This window comes from Bacillus infantis NRRL B-14911, from assembly GCF_000473245.1.
GTDB lineage: Bacteria > Bacillota > Bacilli > Bacillales > Cytobacillaceae > Bacillus_AB > Bacillus_AB infantis.
Map to the genome: position 1 here is coordinate 3,708,216 of NC_022524.1, position 23,455 is coordinate 3,731,670.

22 protein-coding genes and 1 other annotated feature are annotated in these 23,455 nt (G+C 47.2%); of the genes, 8 read left to right on the forward strand and 14 right to left on the reverse strand.

Annotated features, from left to right (window positions below; all coding sequences use genetic code 11):
• Nucleotides 1-302 precede the first annotated feature (302 nt).
• Nucleotides 303-524, forward strand: a complete 222-nt coding sequence (locus N288_RS24860; RefSeq protein ID WP_009795247.1) for a DeoR family transcriptional regulator — start codon at nt 303-305, stop codon at nt 522-524.
• Between the two features lie 65 nt (nt 525-589).
• On the opposite strand, the gene N288_RS18670 is transcribed toward N288_RS24860, so the two are convergent.
• Nucleotides 590-1,309, reverse strand: a complete 720-nt coding sequence (locus N288_RS18670) for a pseudouridine synthase (RefSeq protein ID WP_009795248.1) — start codon at nt 1,307-1,309, stop codon at nt 590-592.
• Between the two features lie 99 nt (nt 1,310-1,408).
• Here N288_RS18670 and N288_RS18675 point away from each other — a divergent pair, with 99 nt between their 5' ends.
• Nucleotides 1,409-1,654, forward strand: a complete 246-nt coding sequence (locus N288_RS18675) for a hypothetical protein (protein WP_022544295.1) — start codon at nt 1,409-1,411, stop codon at nt 1,652-1,654.
• Nucleotides 1,655-1,719: 65 nt separating this feature from the next.
• Here the strand turns inward: N288_RS18675 and N288_RS18680 are convergent, their stop codons facing one another.
• Nucleotides 1,720-3,336: a putative polysaccharide biosynthesis protein gene (locus tag N288_RS18680; protein ID WP_009795249.1), complete on the reverse strand. Its 1,617-nt coding sequence runs from the start codon at nt 3,334-3,336 to the stop codon at nt 1,720-1,722.
• Between the two features lie 285 nt (nt 3,337-3,621).
• Here N288_RS18680 and N288_RS18685 point away from each other — a divergent pair, with 285 nt between their 5' ends.
• Nucleotides 3,622-4,881: a BaiN/RdsA family NAD(P)/FAD-dependent oxidoreductase gene (locus N288_RS18685; protein WP_022544296.1), complete on the forward strand. Its 1,260-nt coding sequence runs from the start codon at nt 3,622-3,624 to the stop codon at nt 4,879-4,881.
• Nucleotides 4,882-4,898: 17 nt separating this feature from the next.
• Here the strand turns inward: N288_RS18685 and N288_RS18690 are convergent, their stop codons facing one another.
• From N288_RS18690 to N288_RS18725, 7 genes are all read right to left on the reverse strand, one after another.
• Nucleotides 4,899-5,081 (reverse strand): sporulation protein Cse60, encoded by a 183-nt coding sequence (locus tag N288_RS18690; RefSeq protein WP_009795251.1) that lies wholly within the window; start codon nt 5,079-5,081, stop codon nt 4,899-4,901.
• Nucleotides 5,082-5,178: 97 nt separating this feature from the next.
• Nucleotides 5,179-5,484, reverse strand: coding sequence for a rhodanese-like domain-containing protein (locus tag N288_RS18695; RefSeq protein WP_009795252.1), 306 nt, complete (start codon nt 5,482-5,484; stop codon nt 5,179-5,181).
• Nucleotides 5,485-5,647: 163 nt separating this feature from the next.
• Nucleotides 5,648-8,065, reverse strand: coding sequence for a leucine--tRNA ligase (leuS, locus tag N288_RS18700; protein WP_009795254.1), 2,418 nt, complete (start codon nt 8,063-8,065; stop codon nt 5,648-5,650).
• 99 nt (nt 8,066-8,164) lie between these two features.
• Nucleotides 8,165-8,383 (reverse strand) — a binding site (T-box leader).
• 177 nt (nt 8,384-8,560) lie between these two features.
• A complete protein-coding gene (locus tag N288_RS18705) occupies nt 8,561-9,337 on the reverse strand; it encodes a 3-hydroxybutyrate dehydrogenase (protein ID WP_009795255.1) in 777 nt (258 codons plus the stop codon).
• Between the two features lie 63 nt (nt 9,338-9,400).
• The gene (locus N288_RS18710) at nt 9,401-10,720 is read right to left on the reverse strand and encodes a GntP family permease (RefSeq protein ID WP_022544298.1); all 1,320 of its coding nucleotides are present in this window, start codon (nt 10,718-10,720) and stop codon (nt 9,401-9,403) included.
• Between the two features lie 321 nt (nt 10,721-11,041).
• Complete coding sequence (locus N288_RS18715; protein ID WP_009795258.1) at nt 11,042-12,406, reverse strand: sigma-54 interaction domain-containing protein; 1,365 nt, start codon at nt 12,404-12,406, stop codon at nt 11,042-11,044.
• A 457-nt stretch (nt 12,407-12,863) separates the two neighbouring features.
• The gene (locus N288_RS18725) at nt 12,864-14,051 is read right to left on the reverse strand and encodes an MDR family MFS transporter (RefSeq protein WP_022544300.1); all 1,188 of its coding nucleotides are present in this window, start codon (nt 14,049-14,051) and stop codon (nt 12,864-12,866) included.
• A 245-nt stretch (nt 14,052-14,296) separates the two neighbouring features.
• Here N288_RS18725 and N288_RS18730 point away from each other — a divergent pair, with 245 nt between their 5' ends.
• Nucleotides 14,297-15,100 (forward strand): alpha/beta fold hydrolase, encoded by an 804-nt coding sequence (locus N288_RS18730; RefSeq protein ID WP_022544301.1) that lies wholly within the window; start codon nt 14,297-14,299, stop codon nt 15,098-15,100.
• A gap of 39 nt (nt 15,101-15,139) precedes the next feature.
• Here the strand turns inward: N288_RS18730 and N288_RS18735 are convergent, their stop codons facing one another.
• A complete protein-coding gene (locus N288_RS18735) occupies nt 15,140-15,322 on the reverse strand; it encodes a hypothetical protein (protein WP_022544302.1) in 183 nt (60 codons plus the stop codon).
• 12 nt (nt 15,323-15,334) lie between these two features.
• Complete coding sequence (locus N288_RS18740) at nt 15,335-15,598, reverse strand: YtzC family protein (protein ID WP_009795263.1); 264 nt, start codon at nt 15,596-15,598, stop codon at nt 15,335-15,337.
• Between the two features lie 347 nt (nt 15,599-15,945).
• Between N288_RS18740 and N288_RS18745 the strand changes: the two genes are divergently transcribed.
• Together N288_RS18745 and N288_RS18750 are read left to right on the forward strand one after the other, a co-directional pair.
• Complete coding sequence (locus tag N288_RS18745; RefSeq protein ID WP_009795265.1) at nt 15,946-16,917, forward strand: TIGR01212 family radical SAM protein; 972 nt, start codon at nt 15,946-15,948, stop codon at nt 16,915-16,917.
• Nucleotides 16,918-17,018: 101 nt separating this feature from the next.
• Entirely contained in the window at nt 17,019-17,591 is a 573-nt protein-coding gene (locus tag N288_RS18750; RefSeq protein ID WP_009795266.1) for a class I SAM-dependent methyltransferase, read from the forward strand.
• Between the two features lie 144 nt (nt 17,592-17,735).
• Here N288_RS18750 and N288_RS18755 read toward each other — a convergent pair whose 3' ends face one another.
• The gene (locus N288_RS18755; protein WP_022544304.1) at nt 17,736-18,827 is read right to left on the reverse strand and encodes a tetraprenyl-beta-curcumene synthase family protein; all 1,092 of its coding nucleotides are present in this window, start codon (nt 18,825-18,827) and stop codon (nt 17,736-17,738) included.
• An 11-nt stretch (nt 18,828-18,838) separates the two neighbouring features.
• Nucleotides 18,839-19,642: an alpha/beta hydrolase gene (locus N288_RS18760; RefSeq protein WP_009795268.1), complete on the reverse strand. Its 804-nt coding sequence runs from the start codon at nt 19,640-19,642 to the stop codon at nt 18,839-18,841.
• A 167-nt stretch (nt 19,643-19,809) separates the two neighbouring features.
• Here N288_RS18760 and N288_RS18765 point away from each other — a divergent pair, with 167 nt between their 5' ends.
• Both N288_RS18765 and N288_RS18770 read left to right on the forward strand, forming a co-directional pair.
• On the forward strand, nt 19,810-20,322 hold the full coding sequence (locus tag N288_RS18765; protein ID WP_009795269.1) for a gamma carbonic anhydrase: 513 nt from the start codon (nt 19,810-19,812) through the stop codon (nt 20,320-20,322).
• A gap of 118 nt (nt 20,323-20,440) precedes the next feature.
• Nucleotides 20,441-21,316 (forward strand): C39 family peptidase, encoded by an 876-nt coding sequence (locus tag N288_RS18770; RefSeq protein WP_009795270.1) that lies wholly within the window; start codon nt 20,441-20,443, stop codon nt 21,314-21,316.
• On the opposite strand, the gene asnB is transcribed toward N288_RS18770, so the two are convergent.
• Nucleotides 21,313-23,217, reverse strand: a complete 1,905-nt coding sequence (gene asnB, locus N288_RS18775) for an asparagine synthase (glutamine-hydrolyzing) (protein WP_009795271.1) — start codon at nt 23,215-23,217, stop codon at nt 21,313-21,315. The two genes, N288_RS18770 and asnB, sit on opposite strands and share 4 nt — an antisense overlap.
• Nucleotides 23,218-23,455: the final 238 nt, after the last annotated feature.

The following is a 23,455-nucleotide window of genomic DNA, read 5'->3' on the forward strand; positions in this document are numbered from 1 at the left end:
AGAGATGTAAAGAGAGCCAGGCATCATGCAAGTTTCTGATCAGGCAGGCACCAGTATGGAAATGGAGCCAATTTCAACCAAAATGTGTTAATCTTTTGTAAATTCAAGTATTAAAGTAGCATTATCAAGCAAGAAAGAGTACAATTATTGTAGAAGTATGACATCTAGAACATTCTTTAATGATTAGAAAAGGAGTTGTCTGGGGAAAAGAAAACTACATACCTTGAAGACATGTTTCTTCATCGAAGCTGTCGGTTGCAGGAATTTGCCAAAGGTTTGAAAAAAGGATAGGGAGTGGTTCTTTGAAACCTTCGACTAACCGGATGTTAAACCGCATTAAAGCCGTCTACATGTTTATTTGTAAGCGCGGAACTGTAACAACTCAGGAGCTTGTAGAGGAATTTGGTATTACTCCTCGCACCATACAACGAGATTTGAATGTCCTGGCCTATAATGATTTAGTCATCAGTCCGAGCAGAGGAAAATGGACGACGACGCAAAGAAAAGTTAAATTATCATCGTAAATACAGTCTCCCGGGCTCGGGGGATCCATAAACAAAAAAATCGCCCTTATCAGGCGATTTTTTTGTTACTTCACTTCATATTCCATCAGAGACTGCAGCTCTTCCTCTGTCAGCTCCCTGTACTCACCAAGCTCGAGCGTCTCATCAAGCCGCAGCGGCCCCATCGAAAGCCTCTGCAGATATACCACTTTCTTCCCTACAGCTTCAAACATTCTTTTGACTTGGTGAAACTTTCCCTCTGTGATCGTCAATTCGATATCAGACCGTTCTCCGGACTTCAGGATATTGAGCTCTCCCGGCTTTGTCGCATAGCCGTCATCCAGGATGACTCCTTTGCGGAAGGCAGTGACATCTTCTTCCGTCACTTCCTGGTCTATGACTGCAAAATACGTTTTCGGCACATGCTTCTTTGGGGAGAGCAGGCGGTGGGCCAGCTGGCCATCATTCGTAATCAAAAGCAGACCCTCCGTATCCTTATCAAGCCTTCCGACCGGAAAAGGTTCAAAGATCAGATCCTCTGCCTCAAGGAGATCAATGACCGTTTCATCTCTGTTATCTTCTGTTGCTGAAATGACGCCCGGCGGCTTGTTCATCATCAAATAAATAAATTCCCTGTATTCGACGGTTTCTCCGTTTATACGGATCAGATCTTTTTCAGGATCGACATGCTGCTTGGCATCTTTGATCTTTTCATCATTGACGGTCACCGAACCGTCCTTAAGCAGCTTTTTTACCTCTTTCCTGCTGCCGTATCCAAGATTGGCCAGCACTTTATCAATTCTCATCCTTCTTCCTCCTTAAAAATTTCAGTCCCGGGACCACTGCTTTTATCATAGACTGTACTATCTGGTTATTTACCTGAGTATAGTAGAACTTTTTACAAAATGAAAGGAGCGCTTCTTATTCACTATTTTCCCGTCTGCCCTTATCCCCTGCACCCTGTCTTCCGTACATCTCCTTCTTTTTTATCCCAGGGAGATGCCCAGATTCTGCAGCGCGTCATCGAGCTTGAACGCACCGTCGAGCAGCTTAACAAACAATGCAGCCGGTTCAACAGGAGGCTGAACCGCATTGAGCGCAGGCTCGGGCTCGGTGGATCCGCCCCAATCTACTATAATCCGGAGCTCTAGCACCCCTTCACGGAAAAAAATGAAAGGCCCCGCTTCGTGCTGCGGCGGCCTTTCGTTTGGCTTTATTAAAAGCGGAGGCGGAGCTTCTGTTTGATTTTCTCCACTCTTTGTCCAAATAGGAAATAAACAAGCCTTGTTCTGAAGGCCAAGTAAAAATAGATGGCTGCTCCAATGCCTGCACAAATGAAAATGATGATCAGCGACTGGATGGTAGAAGCCGGAGACAGGAATAATGTCAGCAGTTTATAGGATACTGCAGTTCCGGCAAACATGAATGCCGTGAACAGGATGATCAGCAGGCTCCTTCTGACGACCAGGCGGAATGGATATTCTGCATAGGTCCTGATGACATATAAATTGATCAGTATGGCTGCAGTGTATCCAAGGGTTGTAGCCAATACTGCTCCCTGTGTTTCCATCAGCTTGATGAGCGGAATATTCAGGCTCAGCTTGACGAGCAGACCGACAAGCAGGCTCAGAATCGTGAATCTCTGTTCATTGATGCCCTGCAGGATCGCCGCTGTAACGGAGAACAAGGAAAACAGCATCGCCACCGGGGCATACGTTCTCAAAACCTCTGTACCCAATTCCTTATGCTCGTAAAAGACAGTGAAAACCGGCTCAGCCAGCAGTGAAAGCCCCGCTGCGGCAGGCAATGTAAGAAAAAGGAGCACCTGGAATGTCTGGTTCAGCTGCTTGTTCAGGCTCATACGGTCATTATCTGTGAACGCCTTCGTTATGGCAGGGACAAGCGTCAGTGAAAAGGCCGTTGCCAGCGACACTGGGATGATCACCAGCTTATGCGCCTGAAAGTTCAGCACCGCCAGTGATGACTCAGCCTGCCCGGCAAGGCCAATTTCTGCCATCGCCCTGTTGAATGTGAGCTGGTCAATGATTTGAAACAAGGGGTTGGCAAGGCCGACAAAGATAAATGGTGCAGCATATATGAGAATTTCTTTATACATATCCTTCAGGGAAATATCCATCGTCCCTTTGTCTTGAAGGAGGAGGTCATCCAAATGGGATTTCCGTTTATACCAGTACCAGAACAGTACCGCAAGGCTGCCAATTGCTCCTATGAATGCAGCAAAAGTTGCCACGCTGACAGCTTTGACCAGGCTTCCGCCCATCCAGTTCAGGACAATATAGGCACCGGCAAGCAAAAAGACAATGCGGACAATCTGTTCAACAACCTGTGACACGGCAGACGGTCCCATCGATTGATGGCCCTGGAAGAATCCTCTGATTAAACTCATGAACGGGACAACAATCAAAGCAAAGCTTACTGCCCTGATGACAGTAATAACATCACTGACACTGGAGTCCAGATCAGAGTCAGGAATGAATAATTCTGCAAGGACCGGGGCCGAAAAATAAAGAATTAAAAATGAGAAAATCCCGCTGCAGAGCATGACGACAAGGCCGGACTTAAAAAGCTTTCTGCCGACAGCATACTCTTCAAGGGCATTATACTTGGCGATAAACTTGGAAACAGCAAGGGGGATCCCCGCTGTAGCAATGCTGATAAAAATCGTATACGGAACATAGGAGTACTGGTATAAAGCACTTCCATGGTCCCCTACAATCCGGTAGAACGGTATCACATAAAACAGGCCCAGAACCTTTGAAATAATGGTTCCGAGGGTTAAAATAAAGGTACCTCTTAAAAGCTTAGATGACATATAATCCCTTCCTAAAAAGAAAATCTTGCTTCATTCATCCATGCGGCCGGCATCATGCCGCAAGACCGCCAATTTTATCAGTTTCTGTCGAAATGTAAACACACTATTAGTAGTTTACCCTTCTTTCGCCCCCAAAGCTACTAGATTGCCGGGCGTCCCACCAGAAAAATACGCAGATCGGGCAGGCCCCGCCAGATTAGACGTGTTCCCCCTGAATAAATTTGCCTTTCCCTTCCGTTTGTACTAATGTTAAAAAAGCAAAAAGTAAATAAAGTTGGTGAAAAAATGTACGATGTAATTGTAATTGGAGGCGGTCCATCAGGCCTGATGGCTTCGATTGCGGCGGCAGAAAAGAGAATGAAAGTCCTTCTTATCGACAAGGGAAACAAACTTGGCAGAAAGCTCGCCATTTCAGGCGGAGGCCGCTGCAATGTTACGAACCGCCTGCCCATCGATGAGATCATAAAGCATATACCCGGCAACGGCAGGTTCTTATACAGCGCATTTTCTATTTTCAGCAACGAAGATATCATCAGCTTCTTCGAGGATATGGGCATCCAGCTGAAAGAGGAAGACCATGGCAGGATGTTCCCTGTCACAGACAAGGCCCAGTCGGTCGTTGATGCGCTCCTTTCAAAAATGAAGGAGCTCCGTGTCGAGGTGAAAACCGATTCACCGGTGGAGGATATTTCTTATGGGGAGAATGGGCATACAGTATTTCTGAAAAATGGAGCAAAGTATGATGCCAGGTCGCTGGTTATTGCGGTGGGAGGCAAGTCAGTCCCACATACCGGTTCTACAGGGGATGGCTACGCATGGGCGGAAAAAGCCGGACACACGATCACCGATCTGTTCCCGACAGAGGTGCCTGTCACTTCTTCTGAGCCATTTATAAAAAATAAAGTTCTGCAGGGGCTCGCTCTCAGGGATGCAGCTCTAAGTGTCCTGAATCCTAAAGGCAAGCCCCTTATCACCCATAAGATGGACATGCTCTTCACCCATTTCGGCGTAAGCGGCCCTGCCGTCCTGAGATGTTCGCAGTATGTGGTGAAAGCGATGAAGAAGTGGGATCTTAAACAAGTCGTATTAAGCCTTGATGCTGTTCCGGACCGGAAGGAAGAGCCGTTATTCCAGGAAGTGTCCTCCATCATAAAGGCTGATCCAAAAAAGAGCATTAAAAACATCCTGAAAGGACTTTTGCCGGAACGCTACCTGCTGTTCCTGCTCGATTGGAATGAAATCGATCCATCTGCTCAGGGCGGGACCATTTCGCATGAAAAGATCCGCCTGTTTGTAAAAAGCTGCAAGGCATTTCAATTTAAAGCCGATGGCACCCTTCCGATTGAAAAAGCATTCGTCACTGGCGGCGGTGTATCCACAAAAGAAATCGAACCGCAGACAATGGCCTCCAAGCTGATGCCCGGCCTCTACTTTTGCGGTGAAATCCTGGATATCCACGGCTATACCGGCGGCTATAACATCACCTCAGCGCTGGTGACAGGCAGGCTTGCCGGTTCCAATGCAGCAGAAGCTGCGTCCTATTAAAAAAACGGCCCATCTGTTCAGGACCGGTAAACAACCATGGCGGAAAAGCAGTAAATTTGTTCTTCTTCCTCTTCCTGGATGGCTGCAACATTATATTTAATATCGATCAGCCTGTTTTCATCAATCCGTTCCAGGAAATGGTTCATATCCTTTTCAAGATCTTTTTCATGCTCATGGTCAAAGAGCTTCACTTTAATCAACTTTGTCCCTCCTCAATTGCTTTTTTAAGAGTATGGACGAAATATTCAGAAACTATAACCATGATAAAAAGCTGCCTGCGACAGGCAGCTTTCTTCTTTACTTCGTTTCGCCTTTCCATTCGAGCATTCCGCCAGCCATATTGCGGACTTTATAGCCCTGGTCCTGCATGTAATAGCAGACGTTCTCACTGCGGCGGCCGGAGCGGCAGATGAAAATATATTCTTTCTCATCATCAAAATAGTCCATATTGGCAGGAATATCTCCCATCCTGATATGCTTGGCGCCGGGAATCATGCCCTGCTCCACTTCTTCGTCTTCCCTTACGTCTACAAGCTCGAGCTTCTTGCCTTCCTTCAGCAACTGTTCCAGCTCTTCTGTTGTGATAATTTCAATATTTTCCATCTATGACACCCTCTCATTAATTCGTCTACCCAATATGATTAGTATAAACAAAGGAAGTAAAATAAGGCAAAAAACTGGTTCCATTGATGACAGTTTCTATCGCAATCATCTTCCCTGCCTTAAAAAATCCCCCGTTTCTCGCTGAAACAGGGGATTCCTTGCTTTAGTTGGCTACAATATTAACAAGCTTTCCTGGGACGGCAATGACCTTGCGGATTGTTTTGCCATCAATCTGCTCCTGGATTTTATCATCATCCATTGCAATCTGCTCCAAGGCTTCACGTCCCGCATCAGCAGGCACCATTAGCTTCGCTTTAACCTTGCCGTTGACCTGGATGACGATTTCAACTTCATCATCGACCAACTTGGCTTCATCATAAGCAGGCCAAGCTTCATAAGAGATAGTGCCGCTGTGGCCAAGCTTCTCCCAAAGCTCTTCTGCGATATGAGGGGCAATCGGCGACAGCATTTTAACAAAACCTTCAATATAGCTTACCGGCAGTGTCTCTGCTTTATAAGCTTCATTGATGAATACCATCAGCTGTGAAATGGCTGTATTGAACCGCAGCCCCTCATAGTCTTCTGTTACCTTTTTAACTGTCTGATGGTAGGCTTTTTCAAGGCTTGATTCCGGCTCTGCATCCTTTATTCTGCTGTGCAGGTTTCCATCAGTGTCAATCAGCAGCCTCCAAACACGGTCAAGGAAGCGGCGGGCTCCGTCCAAACCGTTTGTTGACCAGGCAACAGAGGCTTCGAGCGGCCCCATGAACATTTCATACAGGCGCAGTGTGTCGGCCCCATGTGACTCGACGATTTCATCCGGATTCACTACATTGCCTTTTGATTTGCTCATTTTTTCATTGTTCTCTCCAAGGATCATCCCCTGGTTGAACAGCTTCTGGAACGGCTCCTTGGTAGAAACCACACCGATATCATACAGGAACTTATGCCAGAAGCGTGCATACAGCAAGTGCAGAACCGCATGCTCGGCACCGCCGATATAAATATCAACCGGAAGCCATTCTTTCAGCAGGTCGGCATCAGCGATCGCATTTTCGTTTTTAGGATCGATATAGCGCAGATAATACCAGCAGCTTCCCGCCCATTGCGGCATTGTATTGGTCTCACGGCGCCCTTTTTTGCCTGTTTCAGGATCTGTCACATTGACCCACTCATCAATATTGGCGAGCGGTGATTCTCCTGTTCCGGATGGCCTGATTTCAGTTGTCTTCGGAAGCATCAGCGGCAGCTCTGATTCCGGTACAGCAGTCATTGTGCCGTCTTCCCAATGAATGATCGGAATCGGCTCTCCCCAATAGCGCTGGCGGCTGAACAGCCAGTCGCGGAGGCGGTAAGTTACTTTCTTCGTCCCGATGCCCTTTTCTTCAAGCCACTCAATTGCTTTGGAAATGGCTTCTTCCTTCTGAAGGCCGTCAAGGAATCCGGAGTTCACATGCTCCCCGTCGCCTGTATACGCTTCTTTTTCGATATCTCCGCCTGCGACAACTTCCTTGATCGGCAGGCTGAATTCCTTCGCAAACTCATAGTCGCGCTCATCATGCGCAGGAACGGCCATGATGGCCCCGGTTCCATAGCTTGCAAGCACATAGTCGGCAATCCAGATCGGCATTTTTTCGCCGTTAACAGGGTTGATGGCATAAGCGCCGGTAAATACGCCTGTTTTCTCTTTCGCCAGATCTGTACGCTCAAGGTCGCTTTTGCTCTTCACTTTTTCAAGATATGCTTCGACCGCCTCAACCCGGTCTTCAGCCGTAATGCTTTCAACAAGAGAATGCTCTGGTGCAAGCACCGCATAAGTCGCACCAAACAGCGTATCAGGACGTGTTGTAAAGACGGTGAATGTTCCTTCATGGTTCTCAATGCTGAAGGTTACTTCTGCTCCTTCTGAACGGCCGATCCAGTTCCTTTGCATGTCCTTCAGGCTTTCCGGCCAGTCAAGCTCTTCCAGATCCTCAAGCAGCCTGTCGCCGTAAGCCGTGATTTTCAGCATCCACTGCTTCATCGGGCGGCGCTCTACCGGGTGCCCTCCGCGCTCACTCTTGCCGTCGATTACTTCCTCATTAGCCAGGACTGTTCCAAGTGCCGGGCACCAGTTGACAGCCACTTCGTCAATATAGGCAAGCCCTTTTTCATACAGCTTAGTGAAAATCCATTGTGTCCACTTATAATATTCCGGGTCCGTCGTGCTGATTTCCCGGTCCCAGTCATATGAAAATCCAAGCGATTTGATCTGGCGGCGGAATGTATCGATATTTTTCTTCGTGAATTCTGCCGGATCATTGCCTGTGTCTAGGGCATATTGTTCTGCCGGAAGCCCGAAAGCATCCCAGCCCATTGGATGGAGTACATTATAGCCCTGCATCCTTTTTACACGGGACAGAATATCTGTCGCTGTATATCCTTCCGGATGCCCGACATGAAGTCCGGCGCCTGAAGGATACGGGAACATATCAAGCGCATAAAAATTGCTTTTTCCCTTTTCCTCGCCCATTTTAAATGTTTTATTGGCTTCCCAAGACTTTTGCCATTTCTTTTCAATCTCCCTGTGATTGAAGCTCATTGTGCTTTCCTCCTGCATAATATGAATTTTTCTTTTGGGGAAAGGTTTTGCCGGTCTGCTTTACAGCGAAAAAGACCATAAAAAAACCCCTCATCCCAAAACAGGGACGAGAGGATATGTATTCTCCCGCGGTACCACCCACATTAGCGGCATTGCCGCTCTCTTCATTCATCCTTAACGCGGAAAACGGCAGGCATTACTGTGGTTCACACCTGCAACTCCAAGGCGAGTTCATGACAGTCCCGGCTGGCTTGCACCTCCCGCCAGCTCTCTAATGAGCGGAACTACATCATTACTATTCCTCATCATAGTTTTTGCTTTAAAATATATAAAGCTATTGTATTAAAATTCTCCTTTGTATGCAAGTATGCTCTTCAATTAGAAAAGTTATACTTTTCAATGTATGCAAAGGCTGTGCTCTCGTGCAAACAGCTTCACTATTCTTTGTGATGGCAAATAAAAGACGCAGCAGCCTTGCCGGCTGTCTGCATCTTTTCATTGCATTGTGTATCCCCCGTCAATAACAACGGCCTGCCCCGTTATGCCTCTCGCATCTTCTCCTGCCAGGAAAAGGGCATAGGCGGCAACTTCTTCTACTGATAAAAGCCTTTTCTGGGGAACCAGAGGATAAAGTACTTCTTCGAGTACCTTTTCCAGCGGGACTTTTCTTGTAACTGCCAGGTCCTTCAGCTGATTTCGGACAAGCGGGGTATCCACATAGCCCGGGCAGATGCTGTTCACGGTGATTCCATAGGGCGCAGCTTCAAGGGCAGCTACTTTTGTCAGCCCGATGACCCCATGCTTGGCGCTGTTGTAGGCCGCCTTCCCTGCAAACCCGACCAGGCCATTGATCGAGGCCATATTGATGATCCTTCCAAAGCCCTGTTTTTTCATAATCGGCAGACTATGTTTGATGGCAGTGAAAGGAGCCGTCAGCATGACCTTAAGCATAAACTCAAATGTTTCTGTCGGAAAATCTTCAATCATGGATACATGCTGAAGTCCCGCATTATTGATTAGTACATCTAATCCCCCAAATTCTTCAACCGCAGAATGGATGGACTTTTTGATTTCTTCTTCAAGTGTCACATCGCATCTCAGGCCCACTGCCCTGAACCCTTCTGCCCTCAGCTGCTCTGCAGCTTTTTCAACCTGTTCTTCCTGAATATCTGTCAGGACAAGATTTGCTCCTTGCCTGGCAAAGTTTTTTCCTATCTCATACCCTATCCCCTGGGCAGCCCCGGTGATAAGAACTGTTCTTCCTTGCACCATTTCTTTTCTCCTTCCATAAAGGAAAGGAAGGGATTGGATAAATCTCTTCCTTTCCGAAAAATGTTATATGCCCAGTCCAAGCGAGAATAAGAGGATCGCCAATGCCAGGCCGAGCAGAGGTACGATGACGGTCACAATGCCGACAGCTCCATACGCATCCTGGTGGGTCTCTCCGCAGATGGATCTGACTGTGGTAACCACATAGCCGTTATGCGGCAGGGAATCCAGAGCACCTGATGAAATGGCCGCTACACGGTGCAATGCTTCTGGGTTGACTCCCATATCCATATAGTGCGGCGCAATCAGCGGCAGGGCGATTACCTGGCCTCCGGATGCGGAGCCAGTCATCCCGGCGATAACACTGACCGCGATTGCTCCTCCGATCAAAGGGCTTCCGGGGATATCTGTCATAAAGTCGACCGCAGTCTGGAACGCAGGCACTGCCTTGGCCACCCCGCCGAATCCTACGACCGCGGCGGTATTGCCGATGGCAATAAGCGCTCCAAGCGTCCCCTCGGAAACAGCATTCCAGAAATTCCTGAAGTACTTCCTGTTTAGCAGATAAGTAGCGATGACTCCTCCCAATAAAGCAATGATAAGTGCGGATTGTGCGAGTGAGTCATGAAAAATAAAGGCAATGACCAGCACGACTGCCAAAGGCAGGACTCCCATTACAGGATGCGGAAGTTCTTTTTTCTCGGCCACCGGATCTGTTTCCCTGGAAATAAAGGATTCACCCTTGCTGACGGCTTTTGTAATGATCCTTTTCAGCCACCAGTAGCCGAAAATCATCATGAAGACTGCGACAATAAGGCTGACCTCCCAGCCAGCGTACGGGGATGTACCCAAGTGTTCAATCGGGATCCAGTTCTGGATTTCAGGAGATCCCGCAGAAGTCATAGTGAAGGTGACCGACCCAAATGCAAGGGCGGCCGGAATGAAGCGGCGCGGAAGATTGGCCTGCTTAAAAAGGCTCAATGCCATCGGATAAACGGAGAAAGCTACAACGAACAAACTCACGCCACCATAAGTCAAAACCGCACAAGAAGCTACTATTGCAAGGACAGCGTATTTCATTCCCAGCTTTCCAACAATCAATTCAGCGACACTGTCGGCTGCACCGCTGTCTTCCATGACTTTTCCAAAAATGGCGCCAAGCAGGAACATCAGATACCAGGATGTTACAAACCCTGAAAAGCCCGACATATAATTTCCTACCAGGTTGGCCTCCCCCTCGCCCGCCAGCTGCGGAAATAATGGCATCCCGCTCAACACGGCAACAAACAGAGCTGAAAGCGGCCCGACAACAAGCAGGTTCATGCCCCTCATCGTCAGGAATATCAGGAGGGCAAGCCCACCTACCAATCCAATCATACTAAGCATTCGTTTTCCCCCTTATTTATCTCCTTATTTGAAACCGTTTACATTTAAATGGATAACACCCTCCCTTCTTAAGATTTTGTCTGCCCATATTCCAATGCAAGATATGTGCCAAGTGTCCGAATAAGCAGCAGCAGGTAAAGGAGGCTATTCTGCGAATTTTTTTCCGGATTTCCGGAAAAAAAGTTTTTGCCTATAAAATTTGCGGAGGTTCTGGATTACTAGATAATCGCCTTCAATAAACAAGCAAGAGAAATCTTTATCTTCTTTTCAAAAAAAAACAAAAGTCCGGAAGACCGGAATATTTTCCGATTTTCCGGACTGCTAGATTTCCAGCCCGTATTTTTTCACCTTTTCATAAAAAGTCGACTTGCTGATGCCCAAAACCTTAGCAGCTTTCAGCTTATCATCTTTATACTTTTCCAGGCTCTGCGCCAGGACTCTCTTCTCTGTCTCTTCAAGGATTTCCTTCAGTTTGCTCGTCCCAATCGGGAGAATGGCCCTTTCCCGCAAATATTCTGGAAGAGACCCTTTCCGGATTCGTTCATCACTGGTCAGGTAAATGGATGCTTCCATCACATTTTCTATTTCCCTTATGTTTCCCGGCCAGCTGTAGGCCTGAAAAATCTGGCGCACCTCTTCATCAATGCCCGTTATTCTCTTTCCTGACTTTTTAGTAATTTTGCCTGTAAAATAGTCGACCAGCTCTTCAAGGTCTTCCATTCGCTCTCTAATGGGCGGAATGAAAAACGGAACTACATTTATTCTGTAAAACAGATCCTCCCGGAACCGTTTTTCTTCCATCATTTTCTCCAGAGGCCTGTTTGTCGCGGCGATGATCCGGACATCGACTGAGATAGGCTTAACAGAGCCCACTGCCTCGACTTCACCTTCCTGAAGGGCGCGAAGAAGCTTAACCTGCATATTGAGCGGCATATCGCCGATTTCGTCCAAAAATAAAGTCCCACCATGCGCCAGCTGGAACTTCCCTTTTTTCCCGCCCTTTTTCGCCCCGGTAAAAGCTCCTTCCTCATATCCAAAAAGCTCGGATTCAAGGAGATGCTCCGGTATCGCACCGCAATTAATTTTGACAAAAGGCTGATGGCTCCTGGCGCTGAGCTGATGAATGCTGTGGGCAAAAAGCTCTTTTCCTGTCCCGCTTTCACCCCTGATCAGAATGGATATATCGCTGGAAGCGATCATTTTGACTTTTTCCTTCAGGCTGGCAATCTGCTTTGATTTCCCCAAAATATCCTCGAGGCTGTATTTCACCCCGCTGTCGATATGCTGGATATAATGCTGGATTTTATTCAGCAGGCTTTTGACATGGCTGTTCATCTTCATCCATTCCTGTGTATCGCGGAAAAAGACGGTTCCGAATGCGCCGATGATTTCTCCTCCTGACATGATCGGCATCCTGTTGGCAATCATATAATTCCCTTTTATATACTGCAGATCTGCCACTTCTTCTTTCCCGGTCGAGGCAACGATATGCATTCTTGTATTTTCGATCACTCCGGTCACATGCCGGCCGATTACTTCATCGCGTTCACAGCCGATAAACTCGCAATAATTGCGGTTGATATAGATGATTTTGCCTTCCTTATCGACCACTACCAGCCAGCCGAAAGCATTTTCAACAATCGTTTCCAGGATCTCGTATGGAAGCTCCATTAATGTTTTATTCATCTGCTTCTCCCTTTAACTCTAATCTTACTTTGAATTTTATCACATTTTTCTGATAATAAAGGAGGGAGGATAAAAAATTGGGACAAGCTGGTTTGGCATTTCCTTTTGTATACCCTTCTCTAAAAGAAGGGTTGGCGCAGTCATGCAGTCTGTTCATTTCCGTTCCAGGCACTTCGCTTTCCGCGGGGCGACGCTGAGCCTCCTCGCGCTGCGGGGTCTCAGCATTGCCGCTGCAATCCCGCAGGAGTCTACGTGCCTTGCACTGCAATGAACAGGTTTATTTAAACTTTGATGGCAGTTAGAACCGCTTTGGAAGAATTCAAGTATAATTTCCCCCCATCTTATCGCCTGCCTTTGTAAATAAATACTTCACAGAACAATTGGACAGATTGAATGTCAGAAATGTGGGTGAAACATGGAATAGCACAACCAAATAAAAAGCGCCGGAATCCGGCGCTTAGGATGCACGAACAGTCATTTCTTCCGACTGTTTCAGCTTTTTATCATACATGATGGTTGTAAAGATGGAAATGACCAGCAGTCCGATCAATACGGAGAACAGCATGCCCATCCCATTTAAATCTACAAGGATTCCTCCAAGAAGCGGGCCGATCATCCGGCCGCCGGTCGCCGTACTGTTGACGATTCCCTGGTAGAAACCTTCCCGCCCTTTTGGGGCAAGATCATTGGCGATAGTCGGCACAGCCGGCCAAATGAGCATTTCACCGATTGTGAGAATGACCATGGAAGCAATGAATGCAGAGAATTGCTCAGCAGAAGCTGCCAGGGCAAATGAAACGATGAATATGATGATCCCGGTAATGATCTGTGTCTTCAGATTCTTGCCGATTTTTTTCAGAATTACATTTAAAAACGGCTGTCCAAGGACGATAAGTGCTCCATTGATTGTCCACAGCAGGCTGTATTGCTTCAGGGAAATATTGATTTCCTGTGTATAAGCCGCAATCGTGGACTGCCACTGGACATAGCCGACCCAGCACAACAGATAGCCGGCACAAAGGATCAATAATGCGTACAGCTTGGCATGGTTCTTGATCCTTTTGTTTTCTTTCAGGACAGATGTCTGGTTTCCGGAAATCGTCTGGATCCCTTTATACCCAAAGACAGCTATCAAAAGGAAAATGATATACATCAGTGCATTCGCAAGAAAAATCAATTGGAAGGAATAGGAGGCGACAAGCCCTCCAAGAGCTGCTCCAACCGCGACACCCAGATTCTGAGCTACATAAATGGCGTTGAACGATTTCCTCCCGCCTTCCTTCCAGACCGAACCGGCCATGGCATACATGGATGGAAAAACAATCCCGGATCCGAATCCGATGACAGTCAGGAAGATCACATAATGCGGCCATCCATGCCAGATGGTAAGGCCTGTGAGAGCTAATACTGTAATGCCTATTCCAAGGAGGATCGATTTATATCCCCCGATTTTATCAAAAAGATATCCGCCGTATAAATTTCCGGCAACACTGGCTGCAGAATTGAGCATCAGCACAATCCCCGCAACCGACAGCGACTTGCCCAGATGGTCGTGAATGTAAATGGCATTAAGAGGCCACAAAAAAGAAGAGCCTGTTACATTCACCGCCATCCCTATAATTAAAAGCCAGAGGGCACGAGGCATGAAAAACGCTCCTTTGCTTAAATAATATTTCGAACACCAAAACAATTCTAGTGGTTTTTACCCTTCCCTGCAATAGAAAAGTTTCATGTTTTTTCGCCTAAACTTTCCAGGGATTGAATAAAAATAAACAGAAGAAAATATCGTCCTGCCCAGCAGCTGTTTTTCTCAATGGATAACAGGCGGAAAGCGTGTATAGCATGTGGGTTTATATTCATTTTCCATCTAAAAATAAAGGAGGAGTTTTCATGCCAAGGGCAGCCATCAGCGATTACCTTGAACTGTATTATGAGGATTCAGGAACCGGGACACCGGTCATTTTCATACATGGCGTCTGGATGAGCAGCGCTTTTTTCAGAAAGCAGCTCGGAAGGATTTCCGGGGCGAGAACCATTGCCGTCGATATGAGGGGGCATGGGAAATCAGGCAAGCCGCACTCCGGCCATACCATTTCTTCATATGCCAGGGATCTTCATGACTTTATGGAAAAGCTTGAGTTAAAAGATGTGGTCCTTGCCGGCTGGTCAATGGGAGCTTTTGTCGTCTGGGAGTATATTAAGCAGTTCGGGGAGGAACATCTTAAGGGAACGATCATCGTTGATGAACTGCCTTCTGATTTCAAGTGGCCTGATTTTCCAATGGGTGCGTTTGATATGCCTGCCCTTATCCATTTTATGCAGGAGATTCAAAATAACAGGCACGGGTTTGTGAGCGGATTCCTGCCGCTAATGTTCAAAGAAACCATTGCGGAAAGAGATTTTGAATGGATGATGGATGCTGTTACCGCAATGCCTGAATCGATCGCTTCAAGCATCTTGTTTGATCAATCAATCGTTGATTACCGTGCGCTCTATCCCACCCTGAAAAAGCCGTCCCTGCTCTGTTATGGACGGGAGGAAAAACTGATACCTGTCGCGGCTGGCCAATATATACAGGAGCACAGCACTGATTCTGAGCTGGTCATCTTTGAAGACAGCTGCCATTGCCCTTTCCTTGAAGAAGCTGATTTATTCAATCAAACGGTTGAAGGCTTCCTTGCCAGGCTGGGATAATAGGTGAAGCCGGCTCATTCTGGATGAGCCGGCTTCTTTTTATGAAAGCTGTTCAGGCTCAGGATGCTGCTTCGACTTGATGGGCTGGCTCCCGAGATTTTTTTCATATTTCTTTTTTGATTCTTTTACAGGATCATAATCCCTGCCAAGCTCAATATCCTGGTTATTGATGCCGTTTCTTGTCTTTTGTTCCGGATTATTCTGCTTTGAACGTTTTTTCATCATGCTTCCCCCTTAATGCCTGAGCAGTGTCATGCTGTTCTGAAGCTGCTGCAGCTGAAGCCTCATCCTGTGGAGCTGCTCCCGCTGCTGTGCATTGGCGCTGTGGGCAAGATCAGCCATATCATTGAAGGCAGCCTCAAGCCCCTGCATTGCATCTGTGTATTCATGATTATTGAAGTGTTCCTGCATGCTTGCCTGCTGGTACTGCTCGTTTGCATTTCTTATCGCATCTTCACACTGCTGAAGAAATTGTTCTACAGATTGACGGGTAGCCATCTTATACCCTCCTTATAAATCAGTGGAGAAGCTTTAAGCTTCCCTATTAGTGTGTTTCACGGGGACATTTCTATCACAGACATAAGGCGGGAAATCATGGCAGACCACTCCCATATCGAGCTGATTGGCAATTTTGCTCTGTTAAAAAGTGCTGTTGAATTTGGGCTCATTCAGCTAGATAATTATCTGCCAGTTTTTCAGCACAGCTCAAAGGCATGTAAACTTTTGCCTCAGACGAATAGCCCAAAATCAATAAAGTAAATACCGCATGCCCCTTCAATTTAATTTATGGTAAAATCCATAATAGAAAAGCGGATGCCCCGCGTCCATTAAAGGAGGTGTCTGACATGAATCAGGCCAATCCTTTTTCATTTGCCTCAGACAATAAAAGATACCATACGTGGAATTACCATCTCCGCCAGGTTTTTGGCCATAAAGTCTTCAAAGTGGCTCTTGATGGAGGTTTTGACTGCCCGAACCGGGACGGTACACGTGCCTTTGGCGGCTGTACTTTCTGCAGTGCTGCCGGCTCAGGCGACTTTGCCGGCAACCGGGCTGATGATCTGGAAAACCAATTTAATGAAATTAAACAAAAGATGCATCATAAATGGAAAGATGGCAAGTATATGGCTTACTTCCAGGCCTTCACCAACACACATGCACCTGTCGAAGTATTGAGGGAGCGCTACGAAAAGGTGCTTGCCCAGGAAGATGTTGTCGGCCTGTCGATAGCGACACGCCCGGACTGCCTTCCAGATGATGTTATCGAATACCTGGCTGAACTGAACGAAAGAACTTATCTATGGGTAGAGCTTGGCCTGCAGACAGTGCATGAGGGTACTGCCCGGCTGATCAACAGGGCGCATGATTATCAGTGCTATACTGACGGTGTCAGCAAACTCCGCAGGCATGGCATCCGCGTCTGTTCGCATATCATCAATGGCCTTCCGCTTGAAACGCCGGACATGATGATGGAGACGGCCCGTGAGGTGTCCAAGCTTGATGTTCAGGGAATAAAAATTCACCTTCTTCACCTCCTGAAAGGAACACCGATGGTCAAGCAGTATGAGAAAGGGATGCTTGAATTTCTCTCCCAGGAAGACTATGTCCGCCTCGTCTGCGATCAGCTTGAAATCCTTCCTCCAGAAATGATTATCCACCGGATAACGGGGGACGGACCGATCAATCTTATGATTGGCCCTATGTGGAGCGTCAATAAATGGGATGTCCTCAATTCCATTGATGCAGAGATGAAGCGCCGCGGCAGCTGGCAGGGAAAATATTATACACAGCCTTCTGAAACCGGTGCTTTACAGTAAGTCATGTCCGCATCAGCTGCACCGGAAACGATCGGTGCAGCCTGTTTTGTCTTAATAGCTTATACCTATAATACATACAGTTATGCAATTGGAGGTTTGTCATGAAACTTGAGAGAATTCTTCCCTATGCCCGGACCATCCTTGAGAAAGCGGTAAGTCCCGGGGATATTGTTGTAGACGCCACTCTTGGCAATGGCCATGATGCCCTTTACCTGGCCAATCTGGTCGGGCCGAATGGGCGGGTATATGGGTTTGACATCCAGGAACAGGCTATACATAATAGCAGAATCCGCTTATCCGGACATGGCATGGAAGAGCGCGCAACCCTTTTCCACAGCGGCCACGAACAGCTCCTGGAATGCATACCGCCTGTCCATCATAAGAAGATTGCTGCGGCCATCTTCAATCTGGGCTATCTGCCGGGAAGCGACAAAACTGTGGTTACCCGGCCGCGCACAACCATTTCTGCAATTGAACAGCTCCTGGAAGTCATGCCAGCAGAAGCTGTCATCGTCCTGGTGATCTACCATGGACATTTTGAAGGAGCGGTTGAAAGGGACTATCTCCTGCGATATGTTAAAACCATTGAGCAGGAGCGCGCTCATGTCCTGCAATATCAATTTATCAACCAGGCCAATAAACCGCCTTTTATTATAGCCATCGAAAAAAGATGAAAGCCTGCCGCTGTGCAGGCTTCTTTGTTTTAGCGCTGCAATGACGGGAGGAAAGACTTCGGGGTGCAGGCCGGGCAGGTTTTAATGCCTCTTTTATCCAATAAAAAAAGCGCTGACCTGGGACAGCGCTTTACAATGCAATTTTTAAAAAAGCAGCCTGGCTAATCCAGCGGGCACCCATTTTTGCACAGTCCGATAGGCCCTTCCATTCACATAAAAGAAATAGCTGACCGGACCGCCTGTTTTTATGATATGGCGGGCCAGGCGGCGCACATGCTTTTGCCTGCGCACTTTTTCATCGGAGAGATAAATGCCGAGCAGCCCCCTGTTGATGAGCCGGTGGAAGCTTTTGTGCGGCAGGCCTTCAATATGCTTATCCGCCTCGGCAATAAAGTGCTGCAATCGTGCAAAAAGCTGCTGTTCATCCTGATAATAGAAGCAGAAATTCAAATCTCCTCCCTCCAGGTCTTCCTCCTGGTCGATCAGGTAATCGAGGAGGATATGAAGTCCCTGGATATAAGGAAAATAGCCGCGGCGGATTTTTGCTGCATCCTCCTCGGCAAATTCATCAGACAGGGCGCAGGACACAAGACTGAAAATCCCGAGTGTAGAGCCTGAACAGGCTGAAAATTCATACCACTCCATTTCAGGAACAAGTCCTCTGTATTCTGCATGCCAATTTTGCAGCCTATTGACCCGTTCTTCGGGACAGACATGTTTATGGATCTGCAGATCGGAGTAATAGCGGCAAAGCTCCTTTAAATAAGAGCGGATGCTTTCATAATGCCTGCAGCCCCTCAGCATCCCCCGGCAGGCTCCGGCCAATTCTGCGAGATAACCGCCGTCCTCTTTCTCCTGCCGCTCCCGGTAGTAATCACCTGATCCCGGCTCCAGGGAAAGGGCATCTTCCATAGCCTCATGAAGGGCGGAGAAATCAGCAGGATCCTGGGAGGTGCTTCTGTCACAAAGATTGTCCAGATAATCGCTTACCGTCTGATAGGCGACAATGAACCGGACAGCCTCCTTATACCGGTCCTTGGCCAAAAGGGCCATGATGGCGCCTCCCTCGCAGTGGAAGGCTTTATGGCCGATGCTTGCCAGCGCCTGCTTTCTAAGCTCAGGATCAGGGATGTTCCCGGCCCTTTCCCTCCAGTACGCCAGCTCGCGGTGGACTTCAGGGATGATTTTTTTATATACCTTTGTCATTAAAGGGATTGGCATGGAAGGTACAGTCATTTCAACACCTCTTATACAAGGTAGCCGAGCGTTTTCAGCTGGCTGTCGACAAAGTCCTTGGCATATTCGAAAATTTCTTCCCGTTCCGGTTCATTGAAGATTTCATGATAGCATTTAGGCCATTCCTTGAACCTTTTTTCAGACAAGGGCGCCTGATTGAACCAGTTTTTAACCGTCGCTTTATTGACAATCTTGTCCTCCCCTCCCTGCATAACAAGCATGGGGATATCCTGTGTCTTTTCCTGATTTTCAAAAGCGAGCTTAATGGCATGGACCAGCTCCCTGTACCATCTGACAGACACCTTTGTCACATAAAGGCTGTCATTCAGATCTGCCTCCTGGACATCCTTGTTTCTTGTGGCCATTTCAATCGTCAGTCCGGAACTCATCCTGAGGCTCGGCGCCACTCTATTAAGTCCGTAAGATAAAAGATTCAGCATACCGGATGGCTTTTGAATGAGCCCTAGACATGGCGAGGACAAGATGATCCCTGCCAGATTCATCCGTTCTTCCTGAAGCAGCCTGATTGACGCCAGGCCTCCCATGCTGTGCCCCAGCAGAAATACCGGCAGTTCAAACTGATAGGCAGCCTGGATCCAGTCCTTAATCTCAAATATGTATTCATCAAAGGAGTCGATATGGCCTCTTCTTGATCTGGTTGTCATGCCCTGGCCGGGAAGATCGCCCATAATTACATGAAAACCGGATAAACGCCACATTTCGATAAGCCAGCCGTATCGGCGATGATGCTCCATAGCACCATGGACCATAACGATCACCGCTTTAGCTTCACCTTCAGCTTCCCATTTCCACATAGTCTTCCTCCTGTTAGTACACAAATTTTCTACTAGCATTATCCTATAATCTGAAGCTGTTTGCCAAATGGCAGCTTCGCCAGAAAATACAATCTCCTGAAAAAAATGGCGGCTTGCTCCGACAAAAAATGATAAAATCTAACTATTACAACTAGGGAGTGTATAAAATGATCTACCCATATAAAGGGAAATTCCCCCGCATTTCGCCGACAGCGTATATCGCTGATTATGCGACCATCACCGGGGATGTTGAAATTGGCGACGAATCCAGCATCTGGTTCAATACGGTTATCCGCGGCGACGTAGCCCCGACAATCATCGGCAAAAAAGTAAATGTGCAGGACAATTCCGTCCTTCACCAAAGTCCTGGCAACCCGTTAATCATTGAAGATGAAGCGACCATCGGACACCAGGTCATCCTTCACAGCTGCATCATCCGCAAAAAAGCGCTGGTCGGCATGGGGTCTATCATCCTCGACAATGCCGAAATCGGGGAAGGCGCCTTTATCGGGGCCGGCAGCCTGGTAGCTCAAGGCAAGAAGATCCCGCCCAATACACTTGCATTCGGAAGGCCAGCAAAGGTAATCAGGGAACTGACAGAAGAGGATATTAAGGATATGGAACGGATCAGCCGCGAATATGCCGAAAAGGGCCAGTATTATAAGTCGCTCAAAGACTAGAAGGCGGCTGCATAACGGACAGGCTAGTTACTTTATAGTTACCCTATTGGAAAAAACTTATGCTTATCAGCCAAAAGCGGCTGAATGGGCTGGAACACGATAACACAAGGTGGTGCAAATGAATTATCTCTTTATTGTTATTCTATTGCTGCTGATCTTTTTTCTTTCTCTTCTTTTAAAAGCAAAGAAAGGAAAGCGTCTCTTCAGCCCTTTTATTCTATTTATCTTCATTGCTGTACTCCTTGCAGGGGCCATAGCCATTGACCATAATCAGCCAGGTTCGCCAGGCGGTATTGCAGACCGGATCAAGTCCTGGATCAAATCTCCTTTGACATCGGCGAGTTCCTTTTTGGACAAGACACTTGACCGGCCTATCATAAAAATCAAGGATGAGGTGCTGCTTGACGCCCCTGTTCTGCATCAGCTCCCTGAGCTTCCGCGGGGCTGCGAGGTTACTAGTCTCAGCATGCTGCTGCAGCATGCCGGGGTTCAGGCAGATAAAATGACGCTCGCAAAGGAAATAGAAAAAGAACCGACTCCCTACAAAAAGGAGAATGGCAAAGTATATTACGGCCATCCGAACGACGGCTTCATCGGTGACATGTATTCCCTTGATGGGCCAGGTCTTGGTGTATACCACAAGCCGGTCAAGGATCTGGCCGAAAAGTACCTGCCCGGCGAAATAATTGATTTGACCGGTTCTGATTTTACAGAGCTGAAAACGCATCTATCAGATGGACAGCCTGTCTGGGTGATTACGAACACGGCCTATCAGAAATTGGCTCCGGATTATTTTCAGACATGGGAGACGCCTAGCGGGCCGGTTAAGATCACTTATAAAGAGCATTCTGTCCTGATTACAGGATATGACTCTGGATACGTATATTTTAACGATCCGCTCACAGGAGAGAAAAATAAAAAAGCACCCATTGATGGCTTTGAAGAAGCCTGGGTGCAGATGGGAAGACAGGCAATTACCTATCTTTCCCGCTAGCCTTTCATAGGCTGAAAGGATGGTTCGCTGATCAGTTCCTTTTCAAATGAATATTTCTTTTCGACATACACATCATGCCAGAGCATAAACATGAGCACAGTCCAGATTTTCCTGCTGTTGTCTGCTTTATCCTGGCAGTGGTCTTCAAGAAGCTTCAGAATATAGTCTTTATTAAGCAAATGATCCGTGCTGCTTTCGCGGATTATTTTTTTTGCCCACCCGTTCATCTCGTCCTTCAGCCAGTGGCGGATCGGGACAGGGAAGCCAAGCTTTTTGCGGGTTAGCACATGGTCAGGCACAACGCCCTCCGCCGCTTTTCTCAAAATATATTTGGTCGTTCCATTGGCCGTTTTCAGGTTTGTCGGAATCCTTGAAGCTACATTGAATACCTCTTTATCAAGGAATGGCACGCGAAGCTCAAGGGAATGGGCCATGGTCATTTTATCAGCCTTCAATAGAATGTCGCCGCGCATCCAGGTGTGGATGTCGATATACTGCATACGGTCCACAGGATCATAGCCCTGGCTCTCCGCATATAAAGGCCTTGTGATATCTTTATAATCGATGCCGTTCTGGTAGACGCCAAGCAGCCTGCGCTTTTCTTCTTCAGTGAACATTTTTGCATTTCCGATATATCTTTCTTCCATCGGAGTCACGCCGCGTTCAATGAAGCTTTTGCCTTTCATGCCCTCAGGCATCATCCTGGCAATCAGCCTCAGGAAAGCTTTCCCGACCTGCGGTATTTTATTGAACATTTCAAGCGACTGGGGCTCACGGTAAATATTGTAGCCGCCGAACAGCTCATCCGCACCTTCGCCTGAAAGGACAACCGTTACATGCTTGCGTGCTTCACGGGCAACGAAATATAAAGGCACACATGCCGGATCTGCGAGCGGATCATCCATATGCCACATGATCCTAGGCAGTTCATCCATATACTCCTGCGGTGTGATCACATAGCTGATGTTTTCAACACCCAGCTTATCCGCTGTTTCTTTGGCTACATCAATTTCGCTGAATCCGTTCCGCTCAAAGCCGACAGAAAATGTCTTGATATTCGGATGGTATTGTTTTGCAATGGATGCAATGATGGAAGAATCGATGCCGCCGGACAGGAATGAACCAACCGGTACATCGCTTCGCATATGCATTTTAACAGAATCGAACAGGACGTCTTTTATTTCTTTCACAAATTCCGGCTCAGACTTTTGGACAGGCTGGAAGGAAGCCTTCCAATAGCGTTTGATGTCCATCGGAGAACCGATTTTCTTTGTGAAATAATGGCCCGGTTCAAGTTTATGGATGCCAGCGGACATTGTTTCCGGCTCCGGAACAAACTGGTACGTCAAATAATGCTGAAGGGACTCATAGTTAAGGACGTCATTTTCCAGCGCCATCAGGATACTTTTCTTTTCAGAAGCAAAAAATGTTTTCCCATCATTTTCGAGGTAGAAGAAAGGCTTGATTCCGAAATGGTCTCTAGCCCCGTATAAGGACTGCTCCTGTTTATCCCAGATGACAAATGAGAACATGCCGCGGAGTTTTTCAACCGCTTTTTCCTTCAGGTGGCTGTATAGCGCGATGATTACTTCTGTATCTGAATTGGTCTCAAATGTAAGGCCTTCTTTTATGAGCTCTTCGCGAAGCTCCACATAGTTATAGACTTCGCCATTGAAAATGATCCAGTATCTCTCATTTTCATAGGTCAGCGGCTGATGGCCGCATTCGATGTCAATGATGCTCAGGCGGCGGAAGCCGAACTGGATATGTTCATCATTGTAATAGCCTGCATCATCAGGCCCCCTGTGGGTAATGATATTATTCATATTTTCAAACTGCTGCTTTTGCGCATCGTTCAGAACTTGCGCATTTTCATGGACACAGCCGATAAAACCGCACATTATGTAGTTCACCTTCTTCAATTTAGTCAAAATCCCATTCCGTCTGAAAAAAACAGCGGAAGGCATTCATGCCGGTGCAGTGCTTGCCCGGCCAGCCATAATCTGCCATATCACACATTAATCCCAAAAAACATACTCTCTAATACTACCACTAAACCTGAAAAAATGGCACTATCAACATGAAAAACAGGCAGGGGAAAAATTAGGCATTTACAAGAATTATTCACAGATCAGCAGA